The 24,590-nt window shown below is 47.9% G+C and carries 25 protein-coding genes and 1 pseudogene; 8 read left to right on the plus strand and 18 right to left on the minus strand.

Features of this window, described 5'->3' with window-relative positions:
* Positions 1 to 144: 144 nt before the first annotated feature.
* The 3 genes from ACTF7Q_RS05560 (at position 145) to ACTF7Q_RS05570 (ending at position 3,067) form a co-directional block, all read left to right on the plus strand.
* Complete coding sequence (locus ACTF7Q_RS05560; protein WP_438996887.1) at positions 145 to 831, plus strand: fumarylacetoacetate hydrolase family protein; 687 nt, start codon at positions 145 to 147, stop codon at positions 829 to 831.
* 45 nt (positions 832 to 876) lie between these two features.
* On the plus strand, positions 877 to 1,647 hold the full coding sequence (locus ACTF7Q_RS05565) for a sulfite exporter TauE/SafE family protein (RefSeq protein ID WP_438996865.1): 771 nt from the start codon (positions 877 to 879) through the stop codon (positions 1,645 to 1,647).
* Between the two features lie 166 nt (positions 1,648 to 1,813).
* Positions 1,814 to 3,067 carry an aminotransferase class V-fold PLP-dependent enzyme gene (locus tag ACTF7Q_RS05570; RefSeq protein WP_438996866.1) on the plus strand — a complete coding sequence of 418 codons (1,254 nt, stop codon included), beginning with the start codon at positions 1,814 to 1,816 and terminating at the stop codon, positions 3,065 to 3,067.
* A 76-nt stretch (positions 3,068 to 3,143) separates the two neighbouring features.
* On the opposite strand, the gene ACTF7Q_RS05575 is transcribed toward ACTF7Q_RS05570, so the two are convergent.
* The 6 genes from ACTF7Q_RS05575 to ACTF7Q_RS05600 form a co-directional block, all read right to left on the minus strand.
* Positions 3,144 to 3,947 (minus strand): ABC transporter ATP-binding protein, encoded by an 804-nt coding sequence (locus ACTF7Q_RS05575; protein ID WP_438996888.1) that lies wholly within the window; start codon positions 3,945 to 3,947, stop codon positions 3,144 to 3,146.
* Between the two features lie 197 nt (positions 3,948 to 4,144).
* Positions 4,145 to 4,891: an ABC transporter ATP-binding protein gene (locus tag ACTF7Q_RS05580; RefSeq protein ID WP_438996867.1), complete on the minus strand. Its 747-nt coding sequence runs from the start codon at positions 4,889 to 4,891 to the stop codon at positions 4,145 to 4,147.
* Positions 4,888 to 5,952: a branched-chain amino acid ABC transporter permease gene (locus ACTF7Q_RS05585; RefSeq protein ID WP_438996868.1), complete on the minus strand. Its 1,065-nt coding sequence runs from the start codon at positions 5,950 to 5,952 to the stop codon at positions 4,888 to 4,890. The genes ACTF7Q_RS05580 and ACTF7Q_RS05585 overlap by 4 nt, the downstream gene beginning before the upstream one ends.
* Positions 5,949 to 6,854, minus strand: a complete 906-nt coding sequence (locus ACTF7Q_RS05590; RefSeq protein ID WP_438996869.1) for a branched-chain amino acid ABC transporter permease — start codon at positions 6,852 to 6,854, stop codon at positions 5,949 to 5,951. Before ACTF7Q_RS05590 ends, ACTF7Q_RS05585 begins: the two co-directional genes overlap by 4 nt.
* Before the next feature lie 65 nt (positions 6,855 to 6,919).
* Positions 6,920 to 8,131, minus strand: a complete 1,212-nt coding sequence (locus ACTF7Q_RS05595) for an amino acid ABC transporter substrate-binding protein (RefSeq protein WP_438996870.1) — start codon at positions 8,129 to 8,131, stop codon at positions 6,920 to 6,922.
* A 291-nt stretch (positions 8,132 to 8,422) separates the two neighbouring features.
* A complete protein-coding gene (locus ACTF7Q_RS05600) occupies positions 8,423 to 8,737 on the minus strand; it encodes an SDR family oxidoreductase (protein ID WP_438996871.1) in 315 nt (104 codons plus the stop codon).
* 447 nt (positions 8,738 to 9,184) lie between these two features.
* Between ACTF7Q_RS05600 and ACTF7Q_RS05605 the strand changes: the two genes are divergently transcribed.
* The 5 genes from ACTF7Q_RS05605 to ACTF7Q_RS05625 all read left to right on the plus strand — a co-directional run bounded on the left by ACTF7Q_RS05605 (position 9,185) and on the right by ACTF7Q_RS05625 (position 13,756).
* Positions 9,185 to 9,523, plus strand: coding sequence for a rhodanese-like domain-containing protein (locus tag ACTF7Q_RS05605; protein WP_438996872.1), 339 nt, complete (start codon positions 9,185 to 9,187; stop codon positions 9,521 to 9,523).
* A gap of 14 nt (positions 9,524 to 9,537) precedes the next feature.
* Positions 9,538 to 9,687: a hypothetical protein gene (locus ACTF7Q_RS05610; RefSeq protein WP_438996873.1), complete on the plus strand. Its 150-nt coding sequence runs from the start codon at positions 9,538 to 9,540 to the stop codon at positions 9,685 to 9,687.
* On the plus strand, positions 9,638 to 9,841 hold the full coding sequence (locus ACTF7Q_RS05615) for a hypothetical protein (protein WP_438996874.1): 204 nt from the start codon (positions 9,638 to 9,640) through the stop codon (positions 9,839 to 9,841). The genes ACTF7Q_RS05610 and ACTF7Q_RS05615 overlap by 50 nt, the downstream gene beginning before the upstream one ends.
* 139 nt (positions 9,842 to 9,980) lie before the next feature.
* Positions 9,981 to 11,375 carry a formimidoylglutamate deiminase gene (locus tag ACTF7Q_RS05620; RefSeq protein WP_438996875.1) on the plus strand — a complete coding sequence of 465 codons (1,395 nt, stop codon included), beginning with the start codon at positions 9,981 to 9,983 and terminating at the stop codon, positions 11,373 to 11,375.
* A 41-nt stretch (positions 11,376 to 11,416) separates the two neighbouring features.
* Positions 11,417 to 13,756 (plus strand): molybdopterin-dependent oxidoreductase, encoded by a 2,340-nt coding sequence (locus ACTF7Q_RS05625; protein ID WP_438996876.1) that lies wholly within the window; start codon positions 11,417 to 11,419, stop codon positions 13,754 to 13,756.
* A 4-nt stretch (positions 13,757 to 13,760) separates the two neighbouring features.
* On the opposite strand, the gene ACTF7Q_RS05630 is transcribed toward ACTF7Q_RS05625, so the two are convergent.
* The 12 genes and pseudogenes from ACTF7Q_RS05630 to ACTF7Q_RS05685 form a co-directional block, all read right to left on the minus strand.
* The gene (locus ACTF7Q_RS05630) at positions 13,761 to 14,054 is read right to left on the minus strand and encodes a hypothetical protein (RefSeq protein WP_438996877.1); all 294 of its coding nucleotides are present in this window, start codon (positions 14,052 to 14,054) and stop codon (positions 13,761 to 13,763) included.
* A gap of 10 nt (positions 14,055 to 14,064) precedes the next feature.
* On the minus strand, positions 14,065 to 14,979 hold the full coding sequence (locus ACTF7Q_RS05635) for a DMT family transporter (protein WP_438996878.1): 915 nt from the start codon (positions 14,977 to 14,979) through the stop codon (positions 14,065 to 14,067).
* A 62-nt stretch (positions 14,980 to 15,041) separates the two neighbouring features.
* Positions 15,042 to 15,374 carry a hypothetical protein gene (locus tag ACTF7Q_RS05640; RefSeq protein WP_438996879.1) on the minus strand — a complete coding sequence of 111 codons (333 nt, stop codon included), beginning with the start codon at positions 15,372 to 15,374 and terminating at the stop codon, positions 15,042 to 15,044.
* Between the two features lie 166 nt (positions 15,375 to 15,540).
* On the minus strand, positions 15,541 to 16,218 hold the full coding sequence (locus ACTF7Q_RS05645) for a hypothetical protein (RefSeq protein ID WP_438996880.1): 678 nt from the start codon (positions 16,216 to 16,218) through the stop codon (positions 15,541 to 15,543).
* A gap of 215 nt (positions 16,219 to 16,433) precedes the next feature.
* Entirely contained in the window at positions 16,434 to 17,183 is a 750-nt protein-coding gene (locus ACTF7Q_RS05650) for an amino acid ABC transporter ATP-binding protein (protein WP_438996881.1), read from the minus strand.
* 9 nt (positions 17,184 to 17,192) lie between these two features.
* The gene (locus ACTF7Q_RS05655; protein ID WP_438996882.1) at positions 17,193 to 18,083 is read right to left on the minus strand and encodes an amino acid ABC transporter permease; all 891 of its coding nucleotides are present in this window, start codon (positions 18,081 to 18,083) and stop codon (positions 17,193 to 17,195) included.
* Complete coding sequence (locus tag ACTF7Q_RS05660) at positions 18,073 to 18,825, minus strand: amino acid ABC transporter permease (protein ID WP_438996883.1); 753 nt, start codon at positions 18,823 to 18,825, stop codon at positions 18,073 to 18,075. The genes ACTF7Q_RS05655 and ACTF7Q_RS05660 overlap by 11 nt, the downstream gene beginning before the upstream one ends.
* A 65-nt stretch (positions 18,826 to 18,890) precedes the next feature.
* On the minus strand, positions 18,891 to 19,733 hold the full coding sequence (locus tag ACTF7Q_RS05665; RefSeq protein ID WP_438996884.1) for a transporter substrate-binding domain-containing protein: 843 nt from the start codon (positions 19,731 to 19,733) through the stop codon (positions 18,891 to 18,893).
* 125 nt (positions 19,734 to 19,858) lie between these two features.
* Positions 19,859 to 21,055 carry a DegT/DnrJ/EryC1/StrS family aminotransferase gene (locus ACTF7Q_RS05670; RefSeq protein WP_438996885.1) on the minus strand — a complete coding sequence of 399 codons (1,197 nt, stop codon included), beginning with the start codon at positions 21,053 to 21,055 and terminating at the stop codon, positions 19,859 to 19,861.
* Between the two features lie 250 nt (positions 21,056 to 21,305).
* On the minus strand, positions 21,306 to 23,189 hold the full coding sequence (locus tag ACTF7Q_RS05675) for an ABC transporter permease subunit (protein WP_438996886.1): 1,884 nt from the start codon (positions 23,187 to 23,189) through the stop codon (positions 21,306 to 21,308).
* Positions 23,190 to 23,226: 37 nt separating this feature from the next.
* Positions 23,227 to 23,976, minus strand: a complete 750-nt coding sequence (locus ACTF7Q_RS05680) for an ABC transporter ATP-binding protein (RefSeq protein ID WP_438996889.1) — start codon at positions 23,974 to 23,976, stop codon at positions 23,227 to 23,229.
* Positions 23,977 to 24,113: 137 nt separating this feature from the next.
* A pseudogene (locus ACTF7Q_RS05685) lies at positions 24,114 to 24,590 on the minus strand (ABC transporter substrate-binding protein); the annotation flags it as partial.

Genomic DNA, 24,590 nt, shown 5'->3' on the forward strand with positions numbered 1-24,590 from the left:
GAATTACAAATATATACGAATTTTAGCGCGGCTTTCATCGTAGTTGATATATAGTGTGAACACCATTTCATGGATATGAAACCTCAGGTAAACGCGTAACAGCACAATTTATGAGCTTTGAACGAAGCAGAAAAGGATAGCCATATAATGGATTATATATTCACGCCAGCAGCACAGGTGAGCTTGCCTATAGCGGGAATGGATGCCGCATTTCCAGTGCGCCGGATCTATTGTATCGGACGTAACTATGCCGATCATGCGATTGAAATGGGACATGATCCAAACCGGGAAGCCCCGTTCTTTTTCCAGAAAAATGCACAGAATATTGATATCAGCGGGACGTTCCCCTATCCGCCGCAAACAAGTGATGTGCATCATGAAATTGAACTGGTGGTGGCGTTGAAAAGCGGTGGTGCGAATATCAGCGAAGATGATGCGATGCAGCATGTATATGGCTATGCAGTCGCGCTTGATATGACGCGCCGTGATCTTCAAGGGGACGCCAAAAAGACAGGCCGCCCATGGGAGATTGGCAAGGCTTTTGAGCGATCTGCCCCGATGACCGCGTTAGTGCCAGCCGCCAAGACAGGACATCTGGATAGTGGTCGCATTTCGCTTAGCATAAATGGTGAAATACGACAGGATGGTGATCTGAATCAGATGATCTGGAAAGTGCCGGAAATGATTTCTTATCTGTCACGATTTTACGATATTGCCGCAGGTGATCTGATTATGTCAGGCACCCCTGCTGGTGTTGGCCCTGTTGCCAAGGGTGATGTTCTAACAGGCGATATTGAGGGACTGGGAAGATTAGTGACAAAGGTTGTCTGACAATCGCACATGGATGATCACTGATCAGGACTCGTGAACATAATTATGACTGATTTTATTATGGCATCTTTATTGCCGTCGCTTGATCCTTTAATCATTGGGGCGATCATAGCCATTTTCCTGTTTGCGGGGCTCATAAAAGGGTTTCTGGGGCTTGGTTTGCCAGCGGCGGCCATGGCGCTGCTGACGCTTATATTTGAGCCAACTGAAGCAATCGCGTTGCTTTCATTGCCGATCATTGTGACAAATCTCTATCAGTTTTCGCGGTCAGAAGATCGGCTTGAAACGGCACGACGTTACAAGGTCTTTGCGCTTGCGATCATTATCAGCATCTTTGTAACAGCCTGGCATATAACCGTCTTTCCGACAGAAATTCTGACCAGTGTCATTGGTGTGGCGATGATTACTTTTGCGTCACAATGGCTGTTTGGATTGTCGTTCAGCATCGGAACAGGTGCTGGCTGGCAGCTGGGTGCGGGTGTCATGGCGGGCATATTAGGTGGGTTGAGTTCAATCTGGTCACCGCCAGTGGTCATGTATTTAATGGCGCGCAAAGCCCCCAAGGAAAGCTTTATCGCTGCGACCGGATTTCTGTTTCTTGTTGGCAGTTTTCCGCTCGCAGTGGGGCTGTTCATGTCAGGGGTGCTGACCATAGTTGCGGTGATAAAATCATTACTGGGGCTTGGGGCTGCGCTTATCGGATTCCGCATTGGCGAAACGCTTCGTGCGCATGTTTCGCAAGATACGTTTCGTAAAGCTGTGCTGATTGCCTTTATGATTATGGGTGCGCGATTGGTCTTTAACGGGCTGGTCTAAAACTGGTGCTGAACTGGCTTTACAAAGTGCCCACCATAACGTTTTATGATAATGTTCAGATATCTAATAGAATAACAAATCTATATGCTAGCCATATGATTTATTGCCACGATATAAATTAGTCACAACATAATTTAGACACCACATTATTTAGAAAGCGCACCCGATGCCCACAATTACCAGCGACATGTTAAATGATATCCGTGATAAATTTGCCCAGGTCGATCATTGTCCGGTGCAAGGTAGCCGTGTGTTTTTTGAGAATGCTGGCGGCGCGTTGACGTTGAATGCGGTTGTCGAAAGCGCCCAAAGATATGCCGCTATCCCGGATAATCAGGGGCGTGATAATCCCGGTTCGCACGAATTAGTACGCGTTATTAACAAAGCCAAAGCCGATATGCGGGCGATGATGAATGCGTCAACTGGACAGTTTTTTGTTGGTGAAAGTGGCACCGAACTTTTATTCCGCTTGATTATGAATGCCTGTCTGGGCGTTGCCTCTGACGGTATCGTGTTGGGATCAACAGTTGAACATCCGGCGACGCGCAGTGCCTGTGGCCGCTGGTCGAAGATCAGCAATAAAACCCATGTTATGATCCCGCATGACGATGCAAAAGGTCTGGTGACCGCCGCGGATTATGCGCGTCATGTCACCGCTGATACGCGTGTGGCGACCATATTGCATACATCACCAGTGACCGGCATGGGTATGGATGTTAGTGCCATTTCAGCCGTGATTCGCGCTGTAGCGCCGGATTGTTTTATTATTGTTGACGGCATTCAACATGCTGCGCATGGCATGATCGATATCGATGCCTATGATGTTGATGGCTATGTAATATCGCCCTATAAGATGTTTTCACGGCATGGCTATGGCTTGGCCTGGATTTCGGACAGGTTGACTGCATTGCCTCATGATTCCCTGTCAGGGGGACCAGAGGGTAACTGGGAAATGGGAACGCGTGATACGGGTGCCTATGCCGCACTGTCAGAGGTGGCGGACTATCTGGAATGGTTAGGCGGACAAGTTTCCGGTGAAACAGACCGGCGGGGCAAATTTGTCGCCGCAGGCAAGGCCATTCACGCGCATGAGAAAACGCTGACCGACGCCATGATTCATGGTACTGGCAATCTGCCTGGGCTGGCCGATATGGACAAGGTGCATATTATCGGTGGCGTCGAGAATGCCGCGCGCGAAGGGCTGGTATCTGTCTATGTTGATGGTGTGGCCTCGGCAGATGTGGTTACCAGCCTTAACGAACAGGGGATTCGGACGCATCTGCGAAAAGCTGATCACTATTCAGGCAATATTCTGGATCCACTTGGCCTTGATGGCTGTGTGCGCGTATCCACGTGCCATTACAATAGCGTTCACGAAGTGGCGAAATTTCTGACCGTTATGAAAGATATCTCGGCCTAGCTTGGACCTAGACGATAGGTCGTGGGCAATGCCGAGATATTAGATGGATGCGTGCGGTTGTTGGCAGGCGGGGGTATTAGCCACCAAGGAATAGTCGGCCTACGTCTGGATTATCAAGCAATTTATTCCCTTCATCGGCGATCGCTGTCTCACCAGACACAAGCACATAGCCAATATCAGCAAAGGCGAGGCCTTTCTTGGCGTTCTGCTCAACCATAATGATGGTTTTGCCATCTTTACGTTGCAAATCTTCAAGAATTTCAAAGACCATATCGATAAAGCGCGGCTCTAGGCCGATAGATGGTTCATCAACTAGTAACACTTTCGGCTGCATGACCAATGCTCTGGATATTTCCAGGAGCCGGCGTTCACCACCAGACAGAACACCTGCAGGCTTATGACGACGTTCGGCAAGACGGCTATATTTATCGAACACCATCTCGGCTGCAGCCTTGGCTTCGACAGGCTTATCTTTCAAAAACCCACCCATGAGCAGATTTTCTTCGACCGTCATTTGCGGAAAGACTGACTTATCCTGCAAAATATAGGCAATGCCAGCATCAGATAGTTTTTGCGACGGTGTAAGGCGTGTGACGTCCTTATCACCGACAGTGATGGAACCAGAAAAAATATTAGTGAATCCAAAAATAGAATGCAGGACTGTTGATTTACCAGCCCCGTTCGGCCCAATCAGGCATAGCGACTGACCTTGTCCAATACGGAGACTGAAGTCATGCAGAATTTCCATTTTGCCATAACCAGCACGTAGATTGTTGATGCTGAGGAATGTGTCGTTACTTGCAAGCTTTTCAAGTTCATCAGTCTTTGGGGCTGATGCCGATATTGTGGCGGCTTCCTTGGCAATCTGGTCAATTGTCATCACCACATCGACGCCACCAGTACCATAGCCGCTAATATCTTTGTCAGCCTTTACGGTGGCTGGCTTGGCACTCTTTTTCACAGCAGATTTTTTAGGTGCGGCTTTCTTTGTGGCAGACTTTGTAGCTGTCTTTTTGACAGTCGCCTTTTTGGCACCCGCTTTGTTTGCGGCAGTTTTCTTTTCAGTACGCTGGGCCATTAGTGACCTCCCAAATATGCATCAATCACGCGTTGATCACTTTGCAATTCTGCTGGCTTGCCTTCGGCTAACATCTGCCCGTTCGACAGGCAATAGATATGCGAAGCCAGATTCATGATGACCCGCATATTATGTTCAATCACGCATAAGGTAATGCCCAGTTCTTCGTTGGCGCGGCGCAACCTATCGATCAAACCGTTGATCAGTGTAGGGTTGATACCGGCCGTTGGTTCATCAAGCAATAGCGCTTTTGGCTCATTCATCAAGGCCATTGCCAGTTCCAACAGTTTTTGCTGGCCGAATGACAAATCACCCGAAATCAGATTGCGTTTTGAATAAAGACCAACAAATTCCAGAAGATGTTCGGCACGGTCGCGGATTTCACCCTTGCGGCTGGCAAACAATGAAACCTTGGAGTCTGGACGATGCGAGACCGAAATCTGCATATTATCTACACAATCCATTTTACTGTAAATCCGGGTTTGCTGGAATGTACGTAACATGCCAAGTCGGGCAATATCACCAACGCGCAATTTTGAAATTTCATCGCCATCAAACGAGATCGAGCCATTATCGATGGGATGGTAGCCCACAATCGAATTAAACAAAGTTGTCTTGCCGCATCCATTTGGTCCGATAATACCAGTAATAGACCCGCGCTCAACCTTCATGGTGATGTCCACATTAGCCTTTACGCCGCCGTAGGATTTAGAGACATTTTTTACCTCAATAATCGGATCGCTCATCTGGCGTCTCCTTCACTCTGGGCGTCAGACTGTGTGCTTGACGGATCAACCACGATGCCAAATCGTTCTGGGAACTTATCCTGCAACCAGCCCATTATGCCTTGCTGGAAATACACGATATTGATGATCAATATTAACCCAAGCGCAATCCATTGCAGGTTCAAAAGGTAGGTCCATGTGGTTTCCTTGACAACATGGAACAGGATGGCACCCAATACAGGGCCCCATAATGTGCCTTTGCCACCAAGCAAAACCATTGCGACCATGAAAATACCAAATGTCGGGATAGGATAGGCGACCTCTTTATCAATAAAGCCTGCCATATTACCGGCAACAGCGCCAATACAACCCATAAAGAAAGCAGCTATACCCCAGCCAATTTGCTTATATATAAGGGTTGGGATGCCCATAGCTTCAGCTTTATCTTCATCATCGCGAATCGCATTAATCGCCAGACCGAACTGAGTCGAATAAAGCCAGCGCAACAGGAAGTGCGCCACCACGGCAAACACAAAACATAATATATAGAAGAAGGTTGATCTGAATTCGATATCACCCGGAAATAAAGGCATTGAAATACCCGAGGCACCACCAACATAATCGATGGTTATCGTCACTTCCGCTGCGGCAATAGCCACACCAAGCGAGCCAATGGCAAAATAGGGGCCGCGTAAGCCAAACATGAATGAACTAAGGATAACTGATAGCACTAAAGCCACCAAGCCAGCACATATAATCCCAACATACAGGCCGAGAAAATATTCATTATCGGTAAATTCAGGTTTGATCGATCCCATCGCCGATGTGTATTCGCCCATACCGCCTTCATAGAACATGGATATCTGGACAATCGCCGATACATACATGCCCACGCCAAAGAAGGTGATATTGCCAAGCGAGTTATAGCCCATCTGGCCACCAAGCGTGTCCCAGGTAGACGCCATCAGCACCATCATCCATAAATAGGCAATGGACAGCGTGTAATCTGGGAACAGAATGGGGCCAAAAATCCCCAAAGCCCCAAGTGCTCCATAGGTTATCAGGTTATTAGATTTGATCATTTGACTACCTGTCTATTTCTTCGCATTGAGATTTGACGCCAGATAAGGACGATAAGCAGAATGCTTACTGGGGCGGCCACTTCATAAGCGGTGCCCAAAATCATTCCGGTATATTTTTCGAAAAGGCCAATGCCAAAACCGGCGGTAATAACACCTGGTAAATTACCAAGCCCAGCGGCTGTAACAATGGCAAAGGTGCGCACCGAATAGGTAATACCGTAGAAGGGCTGGATAACCCAGATAATCGACACTAGAACACCTGCCGCCCCACAAAGTGCCGCATTAAAGGCAAATGTGAAAGCATATACACGGTCTGTATCGATGCCCAGAACCCGTGCCGCCCGTGCGTCTTGTGCGGTGGCGCGAATGGCCTGACCGGTGCGTGATTTTTTCATGAATAGAATAACAACGATGGCGATCACAGCGGCCATAGCCAGTGATATAATTTTGGATGATGGAATTGTCACCATACCGTCAAAGGCTTCATAGACAGGAAGCTCCATATCGATGGTTTGAACTTCCGGACCAAAAATAAGGTTCATGACCTGTTGCATGAGCAGCGACAAACCAAAGGTCGCCAGCAAAGATACAAACATGTCCTGATCAATGATGCGCCGGATCATAACGACATAGACAAGCCAGCCATATATGAACATAGACACAATAACGATTGCCATAGTCAGCGCCAAATGAACGTCGGCACCAGTCAAGGCAAGCGCCATATATCCGCCCATAATGACAAAGTCACCCTGTGCCAGATTTTTGATATTCATGACGCCCCATACCAACGCCAAACCATAAGCACTAAGGGCGAACACGGCGCCAACAAAGATACCCTCAAGGATGATTTGGATGTTGATCACTGGCGCCCAAACAAACAGTAATTGCAGATTATCTAGCATAGATTGCTCCGGGATGAGTGACTGCAGAAAAGGGAAGGCAACAAAGCTGTCTTCCCTTTCTTATTTTAGTATTTAACGTTCCGTGGGAATGCCATGTCATCAAACGTTTCTACAAGTGAGTAGCTGCTGTCTGCACCAATCTGGCGCATGAACATTGGCTTGGCGATATTGTTTCCGTTTTCGGAGAACTTGATGTCACCATAAAATGTTTCCATTTCAACGGCGGCAATAGCGTCTCTGACGATATCTTTGTCAAAGCTGTTAGCCGCTTCAAAGGCCTCTTTCCAGACATATACTGCGGCAGATGCCTGAGCAGACTGGTATGGTACAGATGAGTATGATGGATAAGCCTTTTTAAAGCCTGCGTTCCACTCAGCAGCCGAACCGAAGATCGGATCAGACTTAGACAGAGTTTCAACCCACTGTGTAGGGCATAGGAAACCAGTTGACGCGTTCGGGAACTTCTCTTGAACCTTTGCAGCTTCACAATGCGTCATCGCAATCATCGGCACGTTGACTTTCATTTCGTCAATCTGACGTGCTGCCGTTGCGGCACCTTTTGAGTGACCTGAAACAATCAGAATGTCTGGCTTAAGCGCTTTAACCTTGGTCAGTGTTGTGGACATATCTGACAAGTCGGCTGGCAGCTGATCATCAATAATGGTTTTCATGCCATATTCATTGATCTTGTCAACAACACCGGCACGCACATCCATTGAGAATGGATCGCCTTCAAACGCCATAGCAACACGGATGCTTTTTGGATCACTGGTGCTCGCCGCGGCCATATCGATGGCGGTAGCCAGATACTGCTCAGAAGTTGATAGCACCGCAAAGAGATACTTGTAGCCCTGCGTGAAGAGTGAACGAGATGCGCCTTCTGCTTCAACCATTGGCACGCCAAATTTTTCTGAAACAGGGGCAATCGCCTTCACCATGCCAGAGCTGTATGGCCCAAGCATATATTCGACGCCATCCTGCTGGATGAGACGCTCGGCAAGCTGCGCGCCACGCGCTGGTGTAGATTCGTCATCGTAATATTTCACATCAAGCTTATAGCTTTTACCGCCAACTTTCACGCCGCCAGCGGCGTTAATTACATCAACAGCATAGTCGTAACCGCGCTGGGTATGCAGTCCGTTAGTAGCGTATTTACCGGTAAGCGAAATAGATGAGCCAAGGATGATAGTATCCCCTTCTACCTTTGCCGCGGCGGTTCCTGCTGCACCGACGGTAAGCATGGCGCCTAGCGTAAGTGTTAATAGTTCTTTTTTCATTTCAATCCTCCCAGATTTTTATGAAGTATATTTACATTCGGATTATGGACGAATTGTTAATACTGTCTATCAATGTATAGCAACTGTCCATAAGTATTTGTGCTTATATGAACGTCGTCGATGTGTTTCTGCTTTGACAGCATTTATTAGAAAATATTTCTAACATTCTGAAATAACATAGAAATTATGTCCTTTTTCGGCACTGGTAGCTAAGGGAATCGGCGTCAGATTTGCCCTATATAAAGACGATAGGGGCAGCTCCTGATCATTGGGTTATGCCGAATTAAGACATCATTCGGATACGGCGCCGATGATTTGTTGATCGTAATCAATGGTAGCGCCGGTAATGATTCCCGAAGAAGGGCTGAGCAAATAGGCAATCAGAGGGACGAGCTGTGCCGGTTTGGCTAATTGGCCCATCGGCATGCCAGCTTCGGCTTTTTCAACCCAGTCATCATCCGCGCCGTGAAAGCGTTTCTGGATTTCTGCTTCGGCGGGCGTATCCATACTGCCAGCTGCCTGCTTGGCAAGCAGATGCCGTGCCAGACTTAGTCCTTGAGTGCCACCCGAAATCAAAACAGTGTTTGGTGCATTATCGATTTTCATTATTGTCTTATTTAGGTGAGTAGGTGAGTAGGTGAGTAGGTGAGTAAGGGTATGCTTATTATAAATTGTTTAATAAGTTACCCTAACAGGATGTGATATATAAAATAACAGCTATTACATTAATTTATAATTGATACGATTGTTCTATATCTTGATGACGTGCCAAGCCAGAGCGAGATCAAAGAGCTGTTGGCGAAGCTTGGCCTTGGCGTGACCTGCAGGCATCGTCGGTCTGTGGCGGACAGGGTGCGGGACTTGCATTTTTGAGATTGTCAAAATCGCTAAGGAAACAGAAAAAATACCATGTAATGCAAATATTATAAAAATTACATCTATTGATACGGTTTATATTTTAAGTTTTCGCAAATAATTTCTATCTAAAGCGTAAAAGCAATTTAGCATGGTGGGTTGCGGCCTGTCAGTGCATGTATGAGCCACATGCGCCATATGGCTATTGATGGAGATAGGTCTATGCAAATTACAGCTCAAAAATTTGTGGCAAAAATGATTATTCTAGGCATGTTTATTATAGGCGCCTTTATCATGGCGCCGCTCACCGCTTTTGCTACGCCGTTAGTATCAGCCGCATGGCTGTCGGAACAACTTGATGATGAAAATATCATCGTTATTGATCTGCGCAACAAGATCGACAATGGCAATTATGAAACCTTTCTTGAAGGGTATATTCCCGGGGCCATTCATTCTAATTATTTGACAGATGGTTGGCGGGTAGCCGCGATGGCGTTGTTGGGCTGCTGCCTGAAGCAAAAGAATTTGAAAGCCTAGCACGTCGGCTAGGGGTGTCGGCATCAACGCATGTTGTGATTGTGCCAGCTGGGGTTTCATCAACCGATTTTGGTAGTTCGGCTCGTGCCTATTGGACTTTCAAGGTATTTGGGCATGAGCATCTGTCGATCCTTGATGGTGATTTTGCCGGATGGCGCGCTTGACCTAATCGAGATAGGTGGGCACCTGCCCCTAGCTGGCAAGCTTGCGGTGAATCTGGTGCTTTTGGTAAGGCCAGCTGGCCAGCTGCGTCGTTTTTGCACTGGCCATTGCAGATCACATGATGAGTCCGGTATTACAAGATATCGGGGCACCTAGTGATCCGGGCAATGCCTGCGCGCCATGTGGTGCACCATGCAAATCGTCGTAATATTTTGACCCCAAATATCTGATGGTCGTGTGTGTTTAATTTGTGCATATATATATATATATCTCTTGCCTTTGATGGGGATCAAAAATGACAGTGATTTATGCTGAAAAGGCGTTGCTAGCTGATAGGTGGCATAAAGATGTGCATGTCCATATTGATAACGCGGGACGCATTAGCGATGTGACTATAGGGCATCCCAAAGGGGACAAGATACCAGATGTAAAAACGGCCAGCCCGATCCATGTGTCATGCTTGTTGCCAGCACCCGTCAATGCACATAGTCATGCCTTTCAGCGGGCGATGGCTGGCTTGACCGAGCGACGCAGTGGCAAGACGCAGGATAGTTTCTGGAGCTGGCGTGATCTTATGTTCCGCTTTCTCGATCAGCTTACTCCCGATCATATCGAGGCGATTACCGCCTTTGTACAGATGGAAATGATGGAAGCTGGCTATGCCACAAATGTCGAGTTTCATTATGTGCATCATAGCCCTGATGGCACCGCTTATGACAATCCGGCAGAAATGTCCGATCGTGTCATGGCAGCTGCATCACAATCTGGAATTGGCCTGACGCTTTTACCAGTATTATATCAATATGGTGGTTGTGATTTGCGGCCTTTGATACGTGGTCAAAATCGGTTTCACAATAATTTAGATGACTTTGCACGCCTGATTGATTTGGTGCAGACTAGCGTGGCCAAGCTTAGCCCCGATGCAGAATTCGGAATTGCCGCGCATAGTCTGCGTGCGGTTGCCCCCGATAGCATTGCGACTGTTCGGACTATGGCACTATTCAGACCGTTTCATATGCATGTGGCCGAACAGCGCGCCGAAATTGACGAGGTTAAAGCGGCGCTGGGCGCACGACCTGTCGAATGGCTATTGGATAATACTGATATTGATGAAACCTGTTGCCTGATCCATTGCACACAGATGCGTGCTGATGAAGCCGAAAAGCTGGCTCGTTCAGGGGCGGTTGCTGGTCTATGCCCGATTACCGAATCCAGCCTAGGTGACGGTATTTTTGACGGGGTGAACTGGATCGCGGCGGGTGGTCACATCGCCATTGGGTCGGACTCAAATATCCGCATTTCACTTGCTGAAGAAATGCGAACACTTGAATATTCGCAACGGCTTCGGGACCAGTCACGTGCGGCTTTGGCTGATCACGATCGATCATGTGGCCGTTTTATTATTGATGCGATCAACATAGGTGGTGCGCTGGCCGCTGGCCGTAAAACTGGCATTATCGCTACCGGATATTGGGCTGATCTGATGGCGCTTGATGGCGATGCCATTCACCTGGTTGGCCGAGATGGTGACTGTCTTATTGATAGCTTTGCTTTTGCTGGCGATGATCGTCTGATATCTGATGTGTGGTCAGCGGGACGGCATATGGTGCAGAATGGTCAGCATATTGATCATGCTAGAATTACCGCAAATTACCGTGCCGTGTTAGCTGTTTTAAGTGACGTGATATGATCTAGCTTGCTTTATCATAGTCGCTTTGATTACATATGCATATGGACGAAAAAATTACAGCATCTTCACAATATGACAATCTGCCTTTAACCAGTACGCATTGGGGTACCTACCGGGTTGAGGCGGCGGCAGGTAAGGTTACGGCGCTTCATCCCTTCGATGCAGATAGTGACCCGTCACCTATTGGATCCGGCATAGTTGATGTGCTGGATGCGCCCTCGCGTATCAAAATGCCAATGATACGCAAAAGCTGGTTGGAGCATGGGCCAGGTGCGGCAACCGACAAACGAGGTCAAGATCCATTTGTTCAAGTCACATGGGACGAGGCAGAGGCGCTGGTTGCCAATGAACTTGCCCGGGTAAGGAATGATTTTGGCAATAAGGCCATTTTTGGTGGTTCCTATGGCTGGGCTAGCGCGGGACGGTTTCATCATGCGCAAAGCCAGTTGCACCGTTTTCTGAATTGCATTGGTGGCTATACCCGGTCTGTCAATACATATAGCTATGCCGCAGCCGAGGTGATTCTGCCGCATGTGCTGGGTAGCTTTGGTAGCATAATGTATGGCCAGACCAGTCTGGAATCAGTCGCCGCATCAACCGAACTATTTATCAGTTTTGGTGGTTTTCCCGCACGTAATTGCCAGATTGCCAGTGGCGGTACAGGTGATCACAGCCAGGTCGGCCTTATGGAAAAGGCGCGGCAAAGAGGGGCTGAATTTATTTCAATTTCACCGATACGTTCGGACATGCTTGCGCGGGTTGATGCCGAATGGCTGGCTGCCCGACCTGGTAGCGATACGGCTATTATTTTGGCATTGGCGCATTGTCTTCTCACCGAAGATCTGCATGATTCCGCATTTCTGGCACGTTACACAAATGGATTCGATGTGTTTGCTGATTATGTGACAGGGCAAAGCGACGGGGTGCCCAAATCTGCTGAATGGGCGGCGCCATTGTCAGATATTCCGGCTGATACAATCCGGTCGCTGGCGCGGCGAATGGCGGCATCACGCACAATGCTATCGGTAAGTTGGTCGCTGACACGCCAAGATCATGGCGAGCAGCCTTATTGGGCGGCGATCGCCCTAGCGGCGATGCTTGGTCAGATCGGTTTGCCTGGCGGCGGCATTGGTTTTGGTTACGGGGCAACAAATTCGGTTGGTATGCACCGGCAGATGCTGAATTTTGCTGCATTGCCCCAAGGTAAGAATGCGGTTGATGATTTTATTCCTGTCGCGCGTATATCAGAGATGCTTTTGAAGCCGAAAACGGACTTTGTTTATAATGGCGGTCGTTACACCTATCCGGATATTCGACTGGTCTATTGGGCAGGTGGTAACCCGTTCCACCATCATCAGGATCTGCAACGGCTGATTGAAGCGTGGCAGAAGCCGGAAACGGTGATTGTGCATGAATGGTGCTGGAACACGCTGGCCAAACATGCCGATATCATATTGCCCTGTACGACGCATCTGGAGCGTCCTGACATTATGCTCAATCCGCGTGATCCTTTTATCGTCATGATGGAACAGGTGATGCCACCTGTTGGTGACGCCCGAAATGATTATGATATTTTTGCCAATATTGCCAAGCATATGGGTATCGAGGAATCCTTTACCGAAGGGCGAGATATGATCGCCTGGCAAGAGTGGATGTATGAAACATCGCGTGACATGGCTGCCGAAAAAGGCGTGACATTGCCCACGCTTGATAGTCTAAAACAGACTGGCTGGGTAAAGATTGAGGGGCCAGAAAAGCCCCATATCATGATTGGCGATTTTATCGATGATCCGGCCGCCAATCCGCTGAATACAGCTAGTGGCAAAATCGAAATTGTTTCGCAAACCATTGCGGGTTTTGACAAGGATATGAATATCGCGCCGCATCCGGTCTGGCGCGAACCTGGAGAATGGCTTGGCAATGCGGGTGATGCTTTTCCACTGCATCTGATTTCCAATCAGCCCCATACCAAATTACATTCGCAACTGGATCATGGAAGTCATAGCCGTGCAGGCAAAATCAATCAGCGTGAACCGGTGACTATGCATCCCGATAATGCTGCTAGGCGCGGTTTGCATGATGGTGATCTGGTACAGGTGTATAATGACCGGGGTATGTGCCTGGCTGTACTGGTGATCAGCGATGATGTGCGTCACGATGTGGTGCAGATGGCAACAGGGGCGTGGCTTGACCCGATGATAACGGTGGATGGCAAGCTGTTATGTAAGCATGGCAACCCCAATGTTCTAACCCATGATCTAGGCACGTCCAATATGACGCAAGGTCCGGCAGCCTTATCGTGTCTTGTCGAGGTGCAGAAATATAACGATACACCGCCACCGGTGACAGCTTTTGACCCCCCGGATATTATAATACGCTAAGCCGCTAAACGGATTTATGTTTATTTGGTTTCAGGCTGGGGCCAAGACTATCCTTGGTGGATATTTTTTGATCAAGCCTTTGGGCAAGGGTTGCGGTTGAAAGTATCGCCGCATCGCGTTCATGTTCATAACAGGATAGGCATAATTCTACGGCGCGCCCGGATGCGGTTGTCAATAAGGCGGTAGGAATTGGTTCGTCAAAATCGGGATGTGGATTTCGAGTGCGACTACAAAAATCACAGTGGGCATCCGGTTTACCATAGCCAAAGCGAGGTGTTGGTGTGAGTGGCGCGGTCACAGATGGTGCCTTATAATTGTGTAGGTGGTGCTATGCGGCTGGTGCGCACCACATGAAAAATCAGAACACAAAGTACAAAAAGACTGCCTGCGATCATCGTCGTTGTAGGACGTTCACCAATGCCAATCCAGACCCAGAATGGCCCAATTACCATTTCCAGTAGCATCACAAGGCTGACAATGGCCGAGCTTGCATAGCGCGGGGCGATGCCAAGACAGGTAAATGATAAAGGCAGAATAATCATGCCCATCGTCACAATTGTCCAGACCGGCGCGGTAAAGATCGTACCATCAGCACTAAGCGCAAAGCCGACAATACCGCTGAGCAAGGATCCAAGCGCGCAAGCGGGTAAAATGCTCAAGGCCGGATATTTTCGCGTTGTGGTAAATGTCAAAGCCAGTCCAAAGGCCGTGGCAAGACCAAAAATAGCGCCAAGCCATACCGAACCCTGAGGTTGGCCAAGCGCATTGCCGCCATCCATCACAACAATAATGACACCAAGCATGGCCAGCATAATTGTTAGCCAACCAAGCCAGCCTTGCTTTTCACCTAACATGAAAAAGGACAGCATCGCGGCGATCAAGGGCATCAGCGCCACCGCGGTCAAAACAACAATGACCGAGGTTTCGGCAATTCCAAGTGTGAAGGTAATCGAATTTAACCCAAAAGCGATGATTACCAGTATCCCTTGCCATGAGCCAAGGCTGCGCAGTTCCCGCCATCTATTCTGGCTTGGAAATAACCGCCAGATACAGAAAAGGGTGGTGCCCATCAAAATGCCACGCCATCCCATCAAGGGCCATTTTTCAAGCCCAGATAGCCGCATGACCAGCGTGTCAGGTGTCAAAATAAGTACACCCAGAACGGCCAGCAAAGTACCAAAGGTGGCTGGGTTATAATGGGATGTAAAATTGGAAAAACGCATTTAAGAGCCCGCAATTGTCTGGTGGCACGTTACCATGCAATGCAAAGCGGTGAAAGCGTGACTTAATCGGTATAGTTCACGCCAACCATCTCGCAACGGGTAATATCCTTTAGCTGGGCAAGTTGGTCATTGACCGTATTGACCCATGTCTCATGGCCAAGCTTTTTCATCATTTTGCCAGATATGGTTTGCAGGACCTTTGCGCATTGGCCGGTATCACCACCACCAAGTCCGCGTGCATCCTCTCCACAGTGCGCGTTGGAATTACCCATGCTGTTGCCAGATTCATCGAATAGTAAAAGGGAAACGCCCGAAATTGCACGCGGCGCGGTGTTTTTGATTTGAGTCGATAGGACATATAAAGTGGCAACGCCAACCTCATCATCCTGAAACATGACCCGCACCGCACAAGGCATGTTTTTTGATTTAGCAAATACAGGCTGAACCAGGGCAACGAAAAGCCCCACTCCAAGAATGAACATAAAACCAAATATTCGTTTTTGGCGCGTTATTCCAAAACCCATTACACCCTCGCGTCAATACAACATGGCAACATAAGCTCTATTTGACGATGCCGCGATAAATTGGTTTTTTCATCAGTGGTTCGATCAGCATCTGTTGTTCTTTGTCTTCCCAGACAAATTGCGTTTTCAGCATTTTCTTTTGCTTGATACGCGCGATAACACGAATATGCATTGCGACCTCGCGTAGCACAAGCTCAATCTGTTCAGTGGCTTTCTTGGCTTCAGGAGCTTCAAGATATTCTTTGTCCATGCCGGCTTTGATACGTTGCAGAGAGTCAGCCTTAATCGCGGTTGCTTTGGTAATTGCAGTTGTCCGCAGCTGGTCTACTTTTTCGCTCAATGCTTCAAGCTGTTCAAATGTTGGCTTGGGCAGCTTGACGTCCATAATATTGGTTCGGCCGATACGGGCTATCCGGTTGAAACCACTTTCTTTGATGATAGCGGTAATAGGGTCAATAAGGTCGTCGCGTTTGATAACGACGCGCACAGATATGCCCTTGGTTAATTCATCATAAATAACCTCAACAAAATCACTCACCCGCCGGTTTTTTTTATCTACAACAATTTTTTCAGCGTTCAATACTCTTTCAACAGCGTCATCATTTCCAAGCTCTTCAAGATCTTCGATGAATTTATCAAGGATGTCCTCAATCCGTGCTTTTGTCGCCAGCGAATAGGAATCTTCATTTTCCAACGGGGTTAACATACTTGCCATTGCAAGCCTCCTTCTATCCTAACCTATGCATTTACCCTGATCCTGGATAATACAATTTGCAAGCCATTACCTAATTTTCAGAATTCTAATAGTATTAGAAAAGAATATTTTATACAGGATAAACAACATGTTAATTATATAATATATAGTATGAGAAATGATCAATAACTGCTTTAAAAACGACAAAATAAGGAATTTTACTATATCAGGTAAAATTATAAAATCTGATCAAGAAACTCTTTCGTCCGCGGGTCTTTGGCCTTTGCAAAGAAGGTCTTCGGCGGTCCATGTTCGACAATCACCCCATTATCGGTGAAATAGATATGATCGGCAATTTCACGGGCAAACCCCATTTCATGCGTCACCAGAATACATGTCATGCCCTCTGCGGCCAGATCTTTGATGGTGACCAGAACCTCTTTTACGGTTTCGGGGTCTAGCGCCGCCGTCACTTCGTCAAACAACATCACATGCGGGCTCATGGCCAGTGACCGCGCGATGGCGACCCGCTGTTGTTGTCCACCCGAAAGCTCGCCTGGATAACTGTTTTCCTTACCCTCAAGCCGTACTTTGCGAATTAACGAGCGCGCATGCGCTTCAACGTCTTCAGGCGATTGTTTGAGCACCAGAAGCGGTGCCATCATAATGTTTTCAAGGGCGGTTTTATGCGGAAACAGATTATATTGCTGAAAGACCATGCCAACCTTTTTACGCAAAGCCAGCTTGTCCAAGTTGGGGTCTGACACTTCGATCCCCTCAACTTTGATGGAGCCCCCCTGAATATCGTTAAGCGCATTCACACAACGGATTAATGTTGATTTCCCCGAACCTGACGGCCCGATGATACAGATTACTTCACCTTTCATGACGTCAAGTGATACGCCCTTCAACACTTCAAGATCACCAAAGGATTTATGTACATCTTTAATAGAAACGATAGGGTCTTTCTTGGTCCAGACAGACATATGAGTCTCCTATAGTTTGACTGCATATTTGCGTTCGAGACGCATCGTAAAACGGGCAATCGGATAGCAATAAATGAAAAACAGGCCAAGTGCGAAGCTGTAAAACGGCACCAGTAATTCTGGATGGTTATTTTCAGACTCCATCGCCTGGCGTGACAGGGTGATAATTTCTTCAACGCCCAAAAGCGAGCATAGCGGTGTCGCCATTGTCAAAATAGCATACCAGTTCATCCAGGGGGGAATCATCCGCTTGAAACATTGTGGCAGAATGATCCGCCATAATGTTTGCTGACGACTGAATGCCAGACTTTCGGATGCTTCCCATTGTGCGGTTGGCACCGATTGAACGGCACCGCGCACAATTTCGGAAATATTGGCCATAACCGGCAAAGACAGGCCAAAGACGGCTTTCATCCAGTCAGGCACATAAATAATATAGCCAAAGATGACGATTTCAAAAGGCAATGCTAGCAATACGATAAACAGTATCACCAGCCATGGGGAATTACGGAATAGCTGGGTGACAAACCATGATAACCGGCGAATAGGCGCTATCTTTGATATTTGCGCCAGCCCTAGAATAATGCCAAAGATGGTGCCAAATAGCATCGAAAACAGCGAAATGACAATGTTGAATAGAAACCCTGATTTCAACAGGAATGGCATCCATTTTGTCAGAATACCAAAGGCCGTCATGATTGTGAAAGACCCTGCTGCGTGGCTGGTAAAGGGCCATAAAAGCAAGGGCAGCATTAGCACTAACCCTGTCCATGGTGGCAAATTGGCAAGCCAGACAGTCATATTCATTTCATGACTGGGTTTGCCAGGTAGCTGAAAAGGTTTCAATACGGCAAGGTCGGTGCGTGAACGGCCTGTTATCCCGGGAATGTTACGCGCCATAGCCAGGAATCCTCATATTCTTTTCCCATTTATTCATGCCCGACACCAGAATGCCGACAAGCAGGATGTAAACGACAAATACCAATAGCATTGTCGGGTAAAGTGCCGAGGGGTAGTCATTCCATATTACCACTGATTGATACAGCAATTCGGGCACGGCAATGCCAAAAGCCTGTGTCGTGGTTTTCACCAGATTGACCAGATTATTGTTAAGCGCTGGCAAGGATACCCGTGCTGCCAATGGTAACACGACATAGCGGAATGTCTGGCCGCGCGTGAATCCAAGCGATGCGGACGCTTCCTTGGTGCTTTCAGGAACCGCCTCAATGCCCGCACGAAAAATCTCTACATTGAAAGCGCCAGCAAAAAAGGAAAGTGAAATGATCGCCCACCCAACATTTGAAATGATAGGCACTTCAAGCCAGCCATCGGGGCTAAAGGTTGGGGTGAATTGCCCAAGCGCAAAATAGAAAAACAGCAACTGTACATAGGGAGGCGTGTTGCGGAAAAACTGAATATAGCCCTGGACAAAATTTCGCAGCAAGGCGTTACGACTTCCCTGTGCAAAGGCACCGAGAATACCGATAACCATCGAAAGCAAAAGACAGGCCACCGACAGTTGAATTGTCATCCATATGCCGGAAAGAATTTTCCCCTGTTGAACAGGCTGATACATCCAGATGAAATTCCACCTTGGATATTCCTCAGCAATATGACGAAAAAAATCAGCTAAATATTCCATAAAAAACCTTAAAATCCCGCCACTGATACAAGCGGCGGGATTGATTGAAATGTTAGCAAGTGAATTTAGTCAGCCAGCCAGTCTTTCATGCGGTTGTTATAATCAACCAAGAACTGTGTTGGCTTGATGCCCCACTTCTTTTCCAGCTCGATCAATGTACCATCCTGGTGCCACTGGAACTGCATGCCTGACATGAAGCGACCAAATACACAATTGCGCTCACCCAATGGAACAGCTAATGCCCATGGGTTGTCGTCTTCAGACTGCAATGGCATTTCGAAGTCATCATATTGGCCTGAACTCAGGTCAGAACCGATTGAGCTGTCATCATATACCCATGCGATACATTTCTTGTCACGAAGGGCCTGCTTGGCTTCGGCGTTACCGGTAAAGGCGATTACCTGGGCCCCATAACGCTCTTCAACGATCTGGTTGTAGAATGCGCCCTGCTTACCGCAGACAGGCTTTCCACGGAGATCTTCCCAGCTGGTCAAACCAAGTGCTTTTGGTGCCATAACGTTGGTGCCTGATGTATAATAGTTAGGGCCTACGATACCGACAATTTCGCGGCGGTCTTGACGGTCAGACATGGTTGCGATGAACAAGTCTGTCTTGCCCTGCTCAAGGAACTGCATACGGTTCGATGACTGAACGGGCACCATTTCAAGCTCAACGCCCATTTTGGCAGCTACGTCTTTGGCCATATCGATTTCCATGCCAACAAGACTGCCATCTGCGTTACGATAGCCCCATGGCTTATAGTCAGCTTTAACGCCAACAACGATCTTGCCACGTTCCATAACCTTGTTCCATGTATCATTGGTGCATTTATGCCCGTCTGCTGATACTGCCATTGGTACAAGTGCTACGCTGGCCGCAGCCATCCCCAAAGCAAATTTTTTAAGCATTTTTCTCTCCTGAAATACATTCACATATAAATTTTACTTCACCGTTCGAAATAAAATATTAAGACGAAGAGTGCACGCTAAGTGGCATGAAAGGCAAGCAAAATAACAGTTTTGCAGCTAATGAACTATAGGTAGTGAGACAGTTCATCCTCAATAATATCGGCAATGAGGGTGCAATCATCTTCATCAAATGTCAGAGGGATACGCATATCAAGCGTGTTGGCCAGCACTTTTTGCGTGTTGGGCAGATGCGGAATATCATCAATATATTTCCAGCTATCATAGCGGCTGGTAAAGGCTTTTGGTTCATCATCACCAAACCATTTGAGTTCAGCGCCCCGTGCGTTACAGGCGGCGATAAATTCTGGAATCTGCTCGCGTGTTAACCCGTCAGCACGAAATTGAATCGATGACCCGACATAGGCTTCAACCTGCTTACGTTCGGGGATATATGCACCTTTCATCTGGCTAAAGCGCCGATGCAACAGATCGTAGCGTGCATTCCATTGTGCCGCTTTTTCTTCAATATGTGGAAGCTGTGCACGCAATAATGCCGCGCGTATATGATCCATACGCCCGGAATAGTTAGGTGAAATTAGCTTCACCTTTTCAAAAACCTCTTCGGCAGGAACCGCGCCATGACGCCCATAAAGCATGTAGGAGCCTGATGACACAATGGCGCGCGCGGCAATTTCAGGATCGTTAGTTGTCAGGAATCCACCTTCACCCGAATTCATATGTTTATAAGTCTGCGTTGAAAAGGCGGCAACCTTGCCAAAATTACCTGACCGGACACCACGCCACTTAGCTGCCATCGTGTGTGCGCAATCTTCGATTAATGTTATGCCATGTGACGCGCATATTTCAGTCACACGATCCATGTCGGCGATATGACCACGCATATGCGACAATAAAAGGTATTTTGCGCCGCTACTGGCCGCCTTGGCGTCAAGATCATCCAGATCAATGTGATAATTATCGTCAATATCAACCAGAATTGGGACACCGCCAACATTATGAATTGCGCCAGGCACCGGCGCCAACGTATAGGCATTAGCCAAAACCTTGTCGCCTGGCTTGACGCCGCATACGCGCATGGCCAGTTGAATAGCATAGCCGCCTGAGGTCACAGCGATGCAGTAATCGACTTCCTGCCATGTGGCATATTCCTGTTCCAGCAAGCTTGCTTCATTATCTTCGCCAGCAACCAGATTATAGCGATGTAGACGACCAGAGCGCATGATTTCGACCGCACGTGCGATGCCGTCTTCTGGAATGGCTTCTTGCTGGGTGAAGGGTTTGTTAAAGCTGACTTTGGACATGTTAATGATCTTTATACTATGAACTGAAACATCAAAATAAACTAGCTATGAAAGGACATCAATTTGATTCTACCCCGGACATTATATTAAGCGTCGCAGGGGCCGGCAGGTGACGGTATCACATATAGCAGAGTGACCATTATAGACAGCGCAGATGACATGCCAGATGACATGCCAGATGACATGGCACATGACAAGACAGAATGCCAATCAACCCGTATTGAGCGTCCCAAAATAATCAGGCGTCGAATTAGCCCTTGCCGCGCCACGGGATGGTCTTGCTGATAACCCAGCGCATAATCATATCAAATAACAGACCAAGCATGCCTAGCAAAATGATCGTCACCCAGATCAGTTCATAATCAGCAACTGTCCGCGCCACATTTTCGATAAAGCCAAGTCCGGTTGTGCCTGCCAGCATTTCGGCCGCAACCAACGTGCCCCAGCAAACACCAACAGCAATTCGAATACCGGTCAGAATTTCAGGCATGGCATTTGGCAGAATGACATGACGCATAATCTGCTGGTTTGTTGCGCCAAGCGAATGCGATGCCCGAATTTTTGATAATTGTGTTCCAGATGCACCTGTGCGCGCCGAAATCACCATGATCGCAAATGCGACCATGAAGAGCAGAAAGATTTTGCCATCATCCTGAATACCGAAAATGGTCAGAATCAAAGGTGCCCATGCCAAAGGCGGCACCGGACGATAAAGCTCGATCAAGGGATCAAAGAAGGATTTGAAAAACCGTGACACACCCATATATATGCCCAATGGCACACCAAGAAGGATGCCCAAGGTCAAGGCAACAATTACGCGGAATAAAGAATCCCATATATGGCCGTCCAGCATCGGGATCGAACCTATATAGACATCGCCCTGTGCCACAGCCAGTAATTTGTCTTTGTAGTTGGGTTTAAATTCGCCAGCGGTGCCATGCGTGCCATAGCTTCCTGGCAGAACATCAACAAGCCCATCCGGAATCAAGAAGGCGACGACATCGGCAATGGAAAGCCATTTCCACCACAGTAAAGTGGTGCCCTTGAAACCACCACCGGTTTCCAGATTGGGGTTTGCCAGTTGCGAAAATGTTGCAATGATATCAGTAGGTTTGGGTAACCAGCGCCCTGGCCCCTGCTCGGTACATTGCGTGCGCGATTTAACAATGCCCTGTCCCGGGAAAAATATCGATTCAATAAGGCCGAGGCCACCCTTTGCATCGCCTACAGCGTCATAAATATCGGCAACGGCTTCATGCATGCCTTGCATTGATGCCGATGGAAAAATAACACCGTCATCAAGGCGCTTAAAGATGCGATCAACTGACTTGATATAGGCTTTGCGGGTTTTTTCGCCAGCTTCGTCAAGGGTGATTGACGGATCCGGTTTTTGCAGTTTTGCAATCGTGGCCTTGGTGCTGGCGATCAGCTGTTTTGCCTCAGGCGATATGTTACGGATGCTGAGGAACTGATCCGTGATGGGAATGACTTGGGCACTGATTTTATCAAACAGAACACCACGAGGCGTCATAGGCAACATCGGGATTTCAACTTCCGAAGTACCCCATTTCGGCTGGGCTAGCGCGGCCGCACTTGGTGTTGCGCCATTCGGCCCTTCACGCAGAATGTAAGCAAGATCACCCAATGCGCGTTCGACGTCAGCCAGTTTGGTAATAGCTTTTGGGTCGATATATTCGGGGTTGGAAAGCGTTGCCATTAGGGCGCCCATATCGCCAAGAACAATATCCAGTTCGGCTTCTTCGCGCGCGCTGAAAATACCGGCTGGCATGTTTGCGGCTAGCTTGTCAACTTGCTGGCCATTCCGCACAACCAATGTTGTTGATTTCAGATAACGCGAACCAATCGGAAGCGCGGCACTGATCGACGCCATGGATTCATCAATTTTAGCAATCTGGCACAATTCATTGGCGGCGTTGGGAAATACGGCGCGGGCAGTGCCCCATGAATAATGGAACCATAAAAGCAATAATGCCGATACGCCGCATATTGCCCAATACCAGCCGCCTTTTGTGCGTTCAGGATCACCAAAGACTTCATCTTTGGCGCGCAGTTTTGTTTCTTTCAAGCCGACAAAGATCGACCATATGAAACTGACAATTAATGCAAGTATCATGAAAAGGGCTATTATCGCCCGGTTATCTGAAAGCCACTCAAACACCGCCCATAATCTCCTCTTCCATATCCCAGATCATAGTCAGAATTTCTTCGCGTATCTTGCTGAATTCTTTTTCCTGCTTGATCTCGCGTAGCGACCGTTTGAGACCCATTTCAGCAAAAGGAAGGTTATATTCGCGGTGGATACGACCAGGTCGTGGCGCCATCACAAATAGACGCTCGCCTAATAAGAGGGCTTCTTCAACCGAGTGGGTGATGACGATGATGGTTTTACCTGTTTTCTTCCATAATTCGAGAATCAGTGACTGCATTTTTTCGCGTGTCAACGCGTCAAGCGCACCAAGCGGTTCGTCCATCAAAATAAGATCGGGGTCATTTACAAGACAGCGCGCCAACGCAACGCGCTGCTGCATACCGCCGGATAACTGATATGTCGGTGTATCGCCAAATCCCTGTAAGCCAACAATATCGAGCCATTTTTCAACAAGGGCGGCGCTTTCTTCAGGGTCGGTCTTTTTCATCCGCAGACCAAAATCGACATTCTTGGAGACTGTCAGCCATTCAAACAATGCGCCTTGCTGAAAGACCATACCGCGTTCGGCACCAGGTGCCTCAATCGGCACGCCACCAAGATCCAATTTACCGCTAGTTGGTGTGAGAAAGCCAGCAACCATATTCAGCAACGTGGTTTTGCCGCATCCAGATGGTCCCAGAACAGTCAAAATTTCACCATGCTTCAGGTCAAATTCAATGTCTTTAAGCGCCTCAATTTTGGAACCTGACATCGGATCCCGAAATGTCATACAGAGGTCTTTACAATGCAGGTCAGCCATTTGTTCACTATTCCAAATGATATATAGGATAAGTAGCAAACAAGGCTCGACAGGCGAGCCTTGTTCAATTTTATGTCAACTAAGGTTGATTAGTTAAGAAATTCACCAGTGATAACTTTGGCGACTTTCTGATCAACATTCCAAGCCCCAGGCTTTTTGAAGACCAGGCCAAGTGATTCAGCAGCAGCGGCAGCGATACCGTCTGTACCGAAATAATCACTCAACTGCTCATCAACAGATGGGAACACGAAGCCAGCCATCTGATCCTTCGTTGTTTTAAGGTCCATACCAGCATCAGCGGCAACTTTTCTGAGCTGTGCGTCTGAAGCCATCCATGCGGCGTTGGCTTCATCGGTAACTTCAAGGAAAGTGCGCAGAAGATCAGGGTTTTCTTTTGCGAATGACTCGGTCACTGACACAACGTCAAATGAACCGATGCCTGCATCCATTTTTTCCTGTGATGACATGATCGGCTTACCAACTTCGCCAGCTGCTGCTGCCGATGCGCCACCAAAGATACATGCCATGTCAACCGAACCATCACGAAGTGAAGCGGCACCATCGGC

This window comes from Puniceispirillum sp. (SeqCode) (assembly GCF_965657105.1).
In the GTDB taxonomy this organism is placed as follows: domain Bacteria; phylum Pseudomonadota; class Alphaproteobacteria; order Puniceispirillales; family Puniceispirillaceae; genus Puniceispirillum.

Coding starts and splice junctions, on each gene's coding strand:
- ACTF7Q_RS05565 (WP_438996865.1), top strand. CDS start 877: ATGACTGATTTTATTATGGCATCTTTATTGCCGTCGCTTGATCCTTTA.
- ACTF7Q_RS05570 (WP_438996866.1), top strand. CDS start 1,814: ATGCCCACAATTACCAGCGACATGTTAAATGATATCCGTGATAAATTT.
- ACTF7Q_RS05575 (WP_438996888.1), bottom strand. CDS start 3,947: ATGACAATTGACCAGATTGCCAAGGAAGCCGCCACAATATCGGCATCA.
- ACTF7Q_RS05580 (WP_438996867.1), bottom strand. CDS start 4,891: ATGAGCGATCCGATTATTGAGGTAAAAAATGTCTCTAAATCCTACGGC.
- ACTF7Q_RS05585 (WP_438996868.1), bottom strand. CDS start 5,952: ATGATCAAATCTAATAACCTGATAACCTATGGAGCACTTGGGGCTTTG.
- ACTF7Q_RS05590 (WP_438996869.1), bottom strand. CDS start 6,854: ATGCTAGATAATCTGCAATTACTGTTTGTTTGGGCGCCAGTGATCAAC.
- ACTF7Q_RS05595 (WP_438996870.1), bottom strand. CDS start 8,131: ATGAAAAAAGAACTATTAACACTTACGCTAGGCGCCATGCTTACCGTC.
- ACTF7Q_RS05600 (WP_438996871.1), bottom strand. CDS start 8,737: ATGAAAATCGATAATGCACCAAACACTGTTTTGATTTCGGGTGGCACT.
- ACTF7Q_RS05605 (WP_438996872.1), top strand. CDS start 9,185: ATGGCTATTGATGGAGATAGGTCTATGCAAATTACAGCTCAAAAATTT.
- ACTF7Q_RS05615 (WP_438996874.1), top strand. CDS start 9,638: ATGAGCATCTGTCGATCCTTGATGGTGATTTTGCCGGATGGCGCGCTT.
- ACTF7Q_RS05620 (WP_438996875.1), top strand. CDS start 9,981: ATGACAGTGATTTATGCTGAAAAGGCGTTGCTAGCTGATAGGTGGCAT.
- ACTF7Q_RS05625 (WP_438996876.1), top strand. CDS start 11,417: ATGGACGAAAAAATTACAGCATCTTCACAATATGACAATCTGCCTTTA.
- ACTF7Q_RS05635 (WP_438996878.1), bottom strand. CDS start 14,979: ATGCGTTTTTCCAATTTTACATCCCATTATAACCCAGCCACCTTTGGT.
- ACTF7Q_RS05640 (WP_438996879.1), bottom strand. CDS start 15,374: ATGTTTCAGGATGATGAGGTTGGCGTTGCCACTTTATATGTCCTATCG.
- ACTF7Q_RS05645 (WP_438996880.1), bottom strand. CDS start 16,218: ATGGCAAGTATGTTAACCCCGTTGGAAAATGAAGATTCCTATTCGCTG.
- ACTF7Q_RS05650 (WP_438996881.1), bottom strand. CDS start 17,183: ATGTCTGTCTGGACCAAGAAAGACCCTATCGTTTCTATTAAAGATGTA.
- ACTF7Q_RS05655 (WP_438996882.1), bottom strand. CDS start 18,083: ATGGCGCGTAACATTCCCGGGATAACAGGCCGTTCACGCACCGACCTT.
- ACTF7Q_RS05660 (WP_438996883.1), bottom strand. CDS start 18,825: ATGGAATATTTAGCTGATTTTTTTCGTCATATTGCTGAGGAATATCCA.
- ACTF7Q_RS05665 (WP_438996884.1), bottom strand. CDS start 19,733: ATGCTTAAAAAATTTGCTTTGGGGATGGCTGCGGCCAGCGTAGCACTT.
- ACTF7Q_RS05670 (WP_438996885.1), bottom strand. CDS start 21,055: ATGTCCAAAGTCAGCTTTAACAAACCCTTCACCCAGCAAGAAGCCATT.
- ACTF7Q_RS05675 (WP_438996886.1), bottom strand. CDS start 23,189: ATGATACTTGCATTAATTGTCAGTTTCATATGGTCGATCTTTGTCGGC.
- ACTF7Q_RS05680 (WP_438996889.1), bottom strand. CDS start 23,976: ATGTCAGGTTCCAAAATTGAGGCGCTTAAAGACATTGAATTTGACCTG.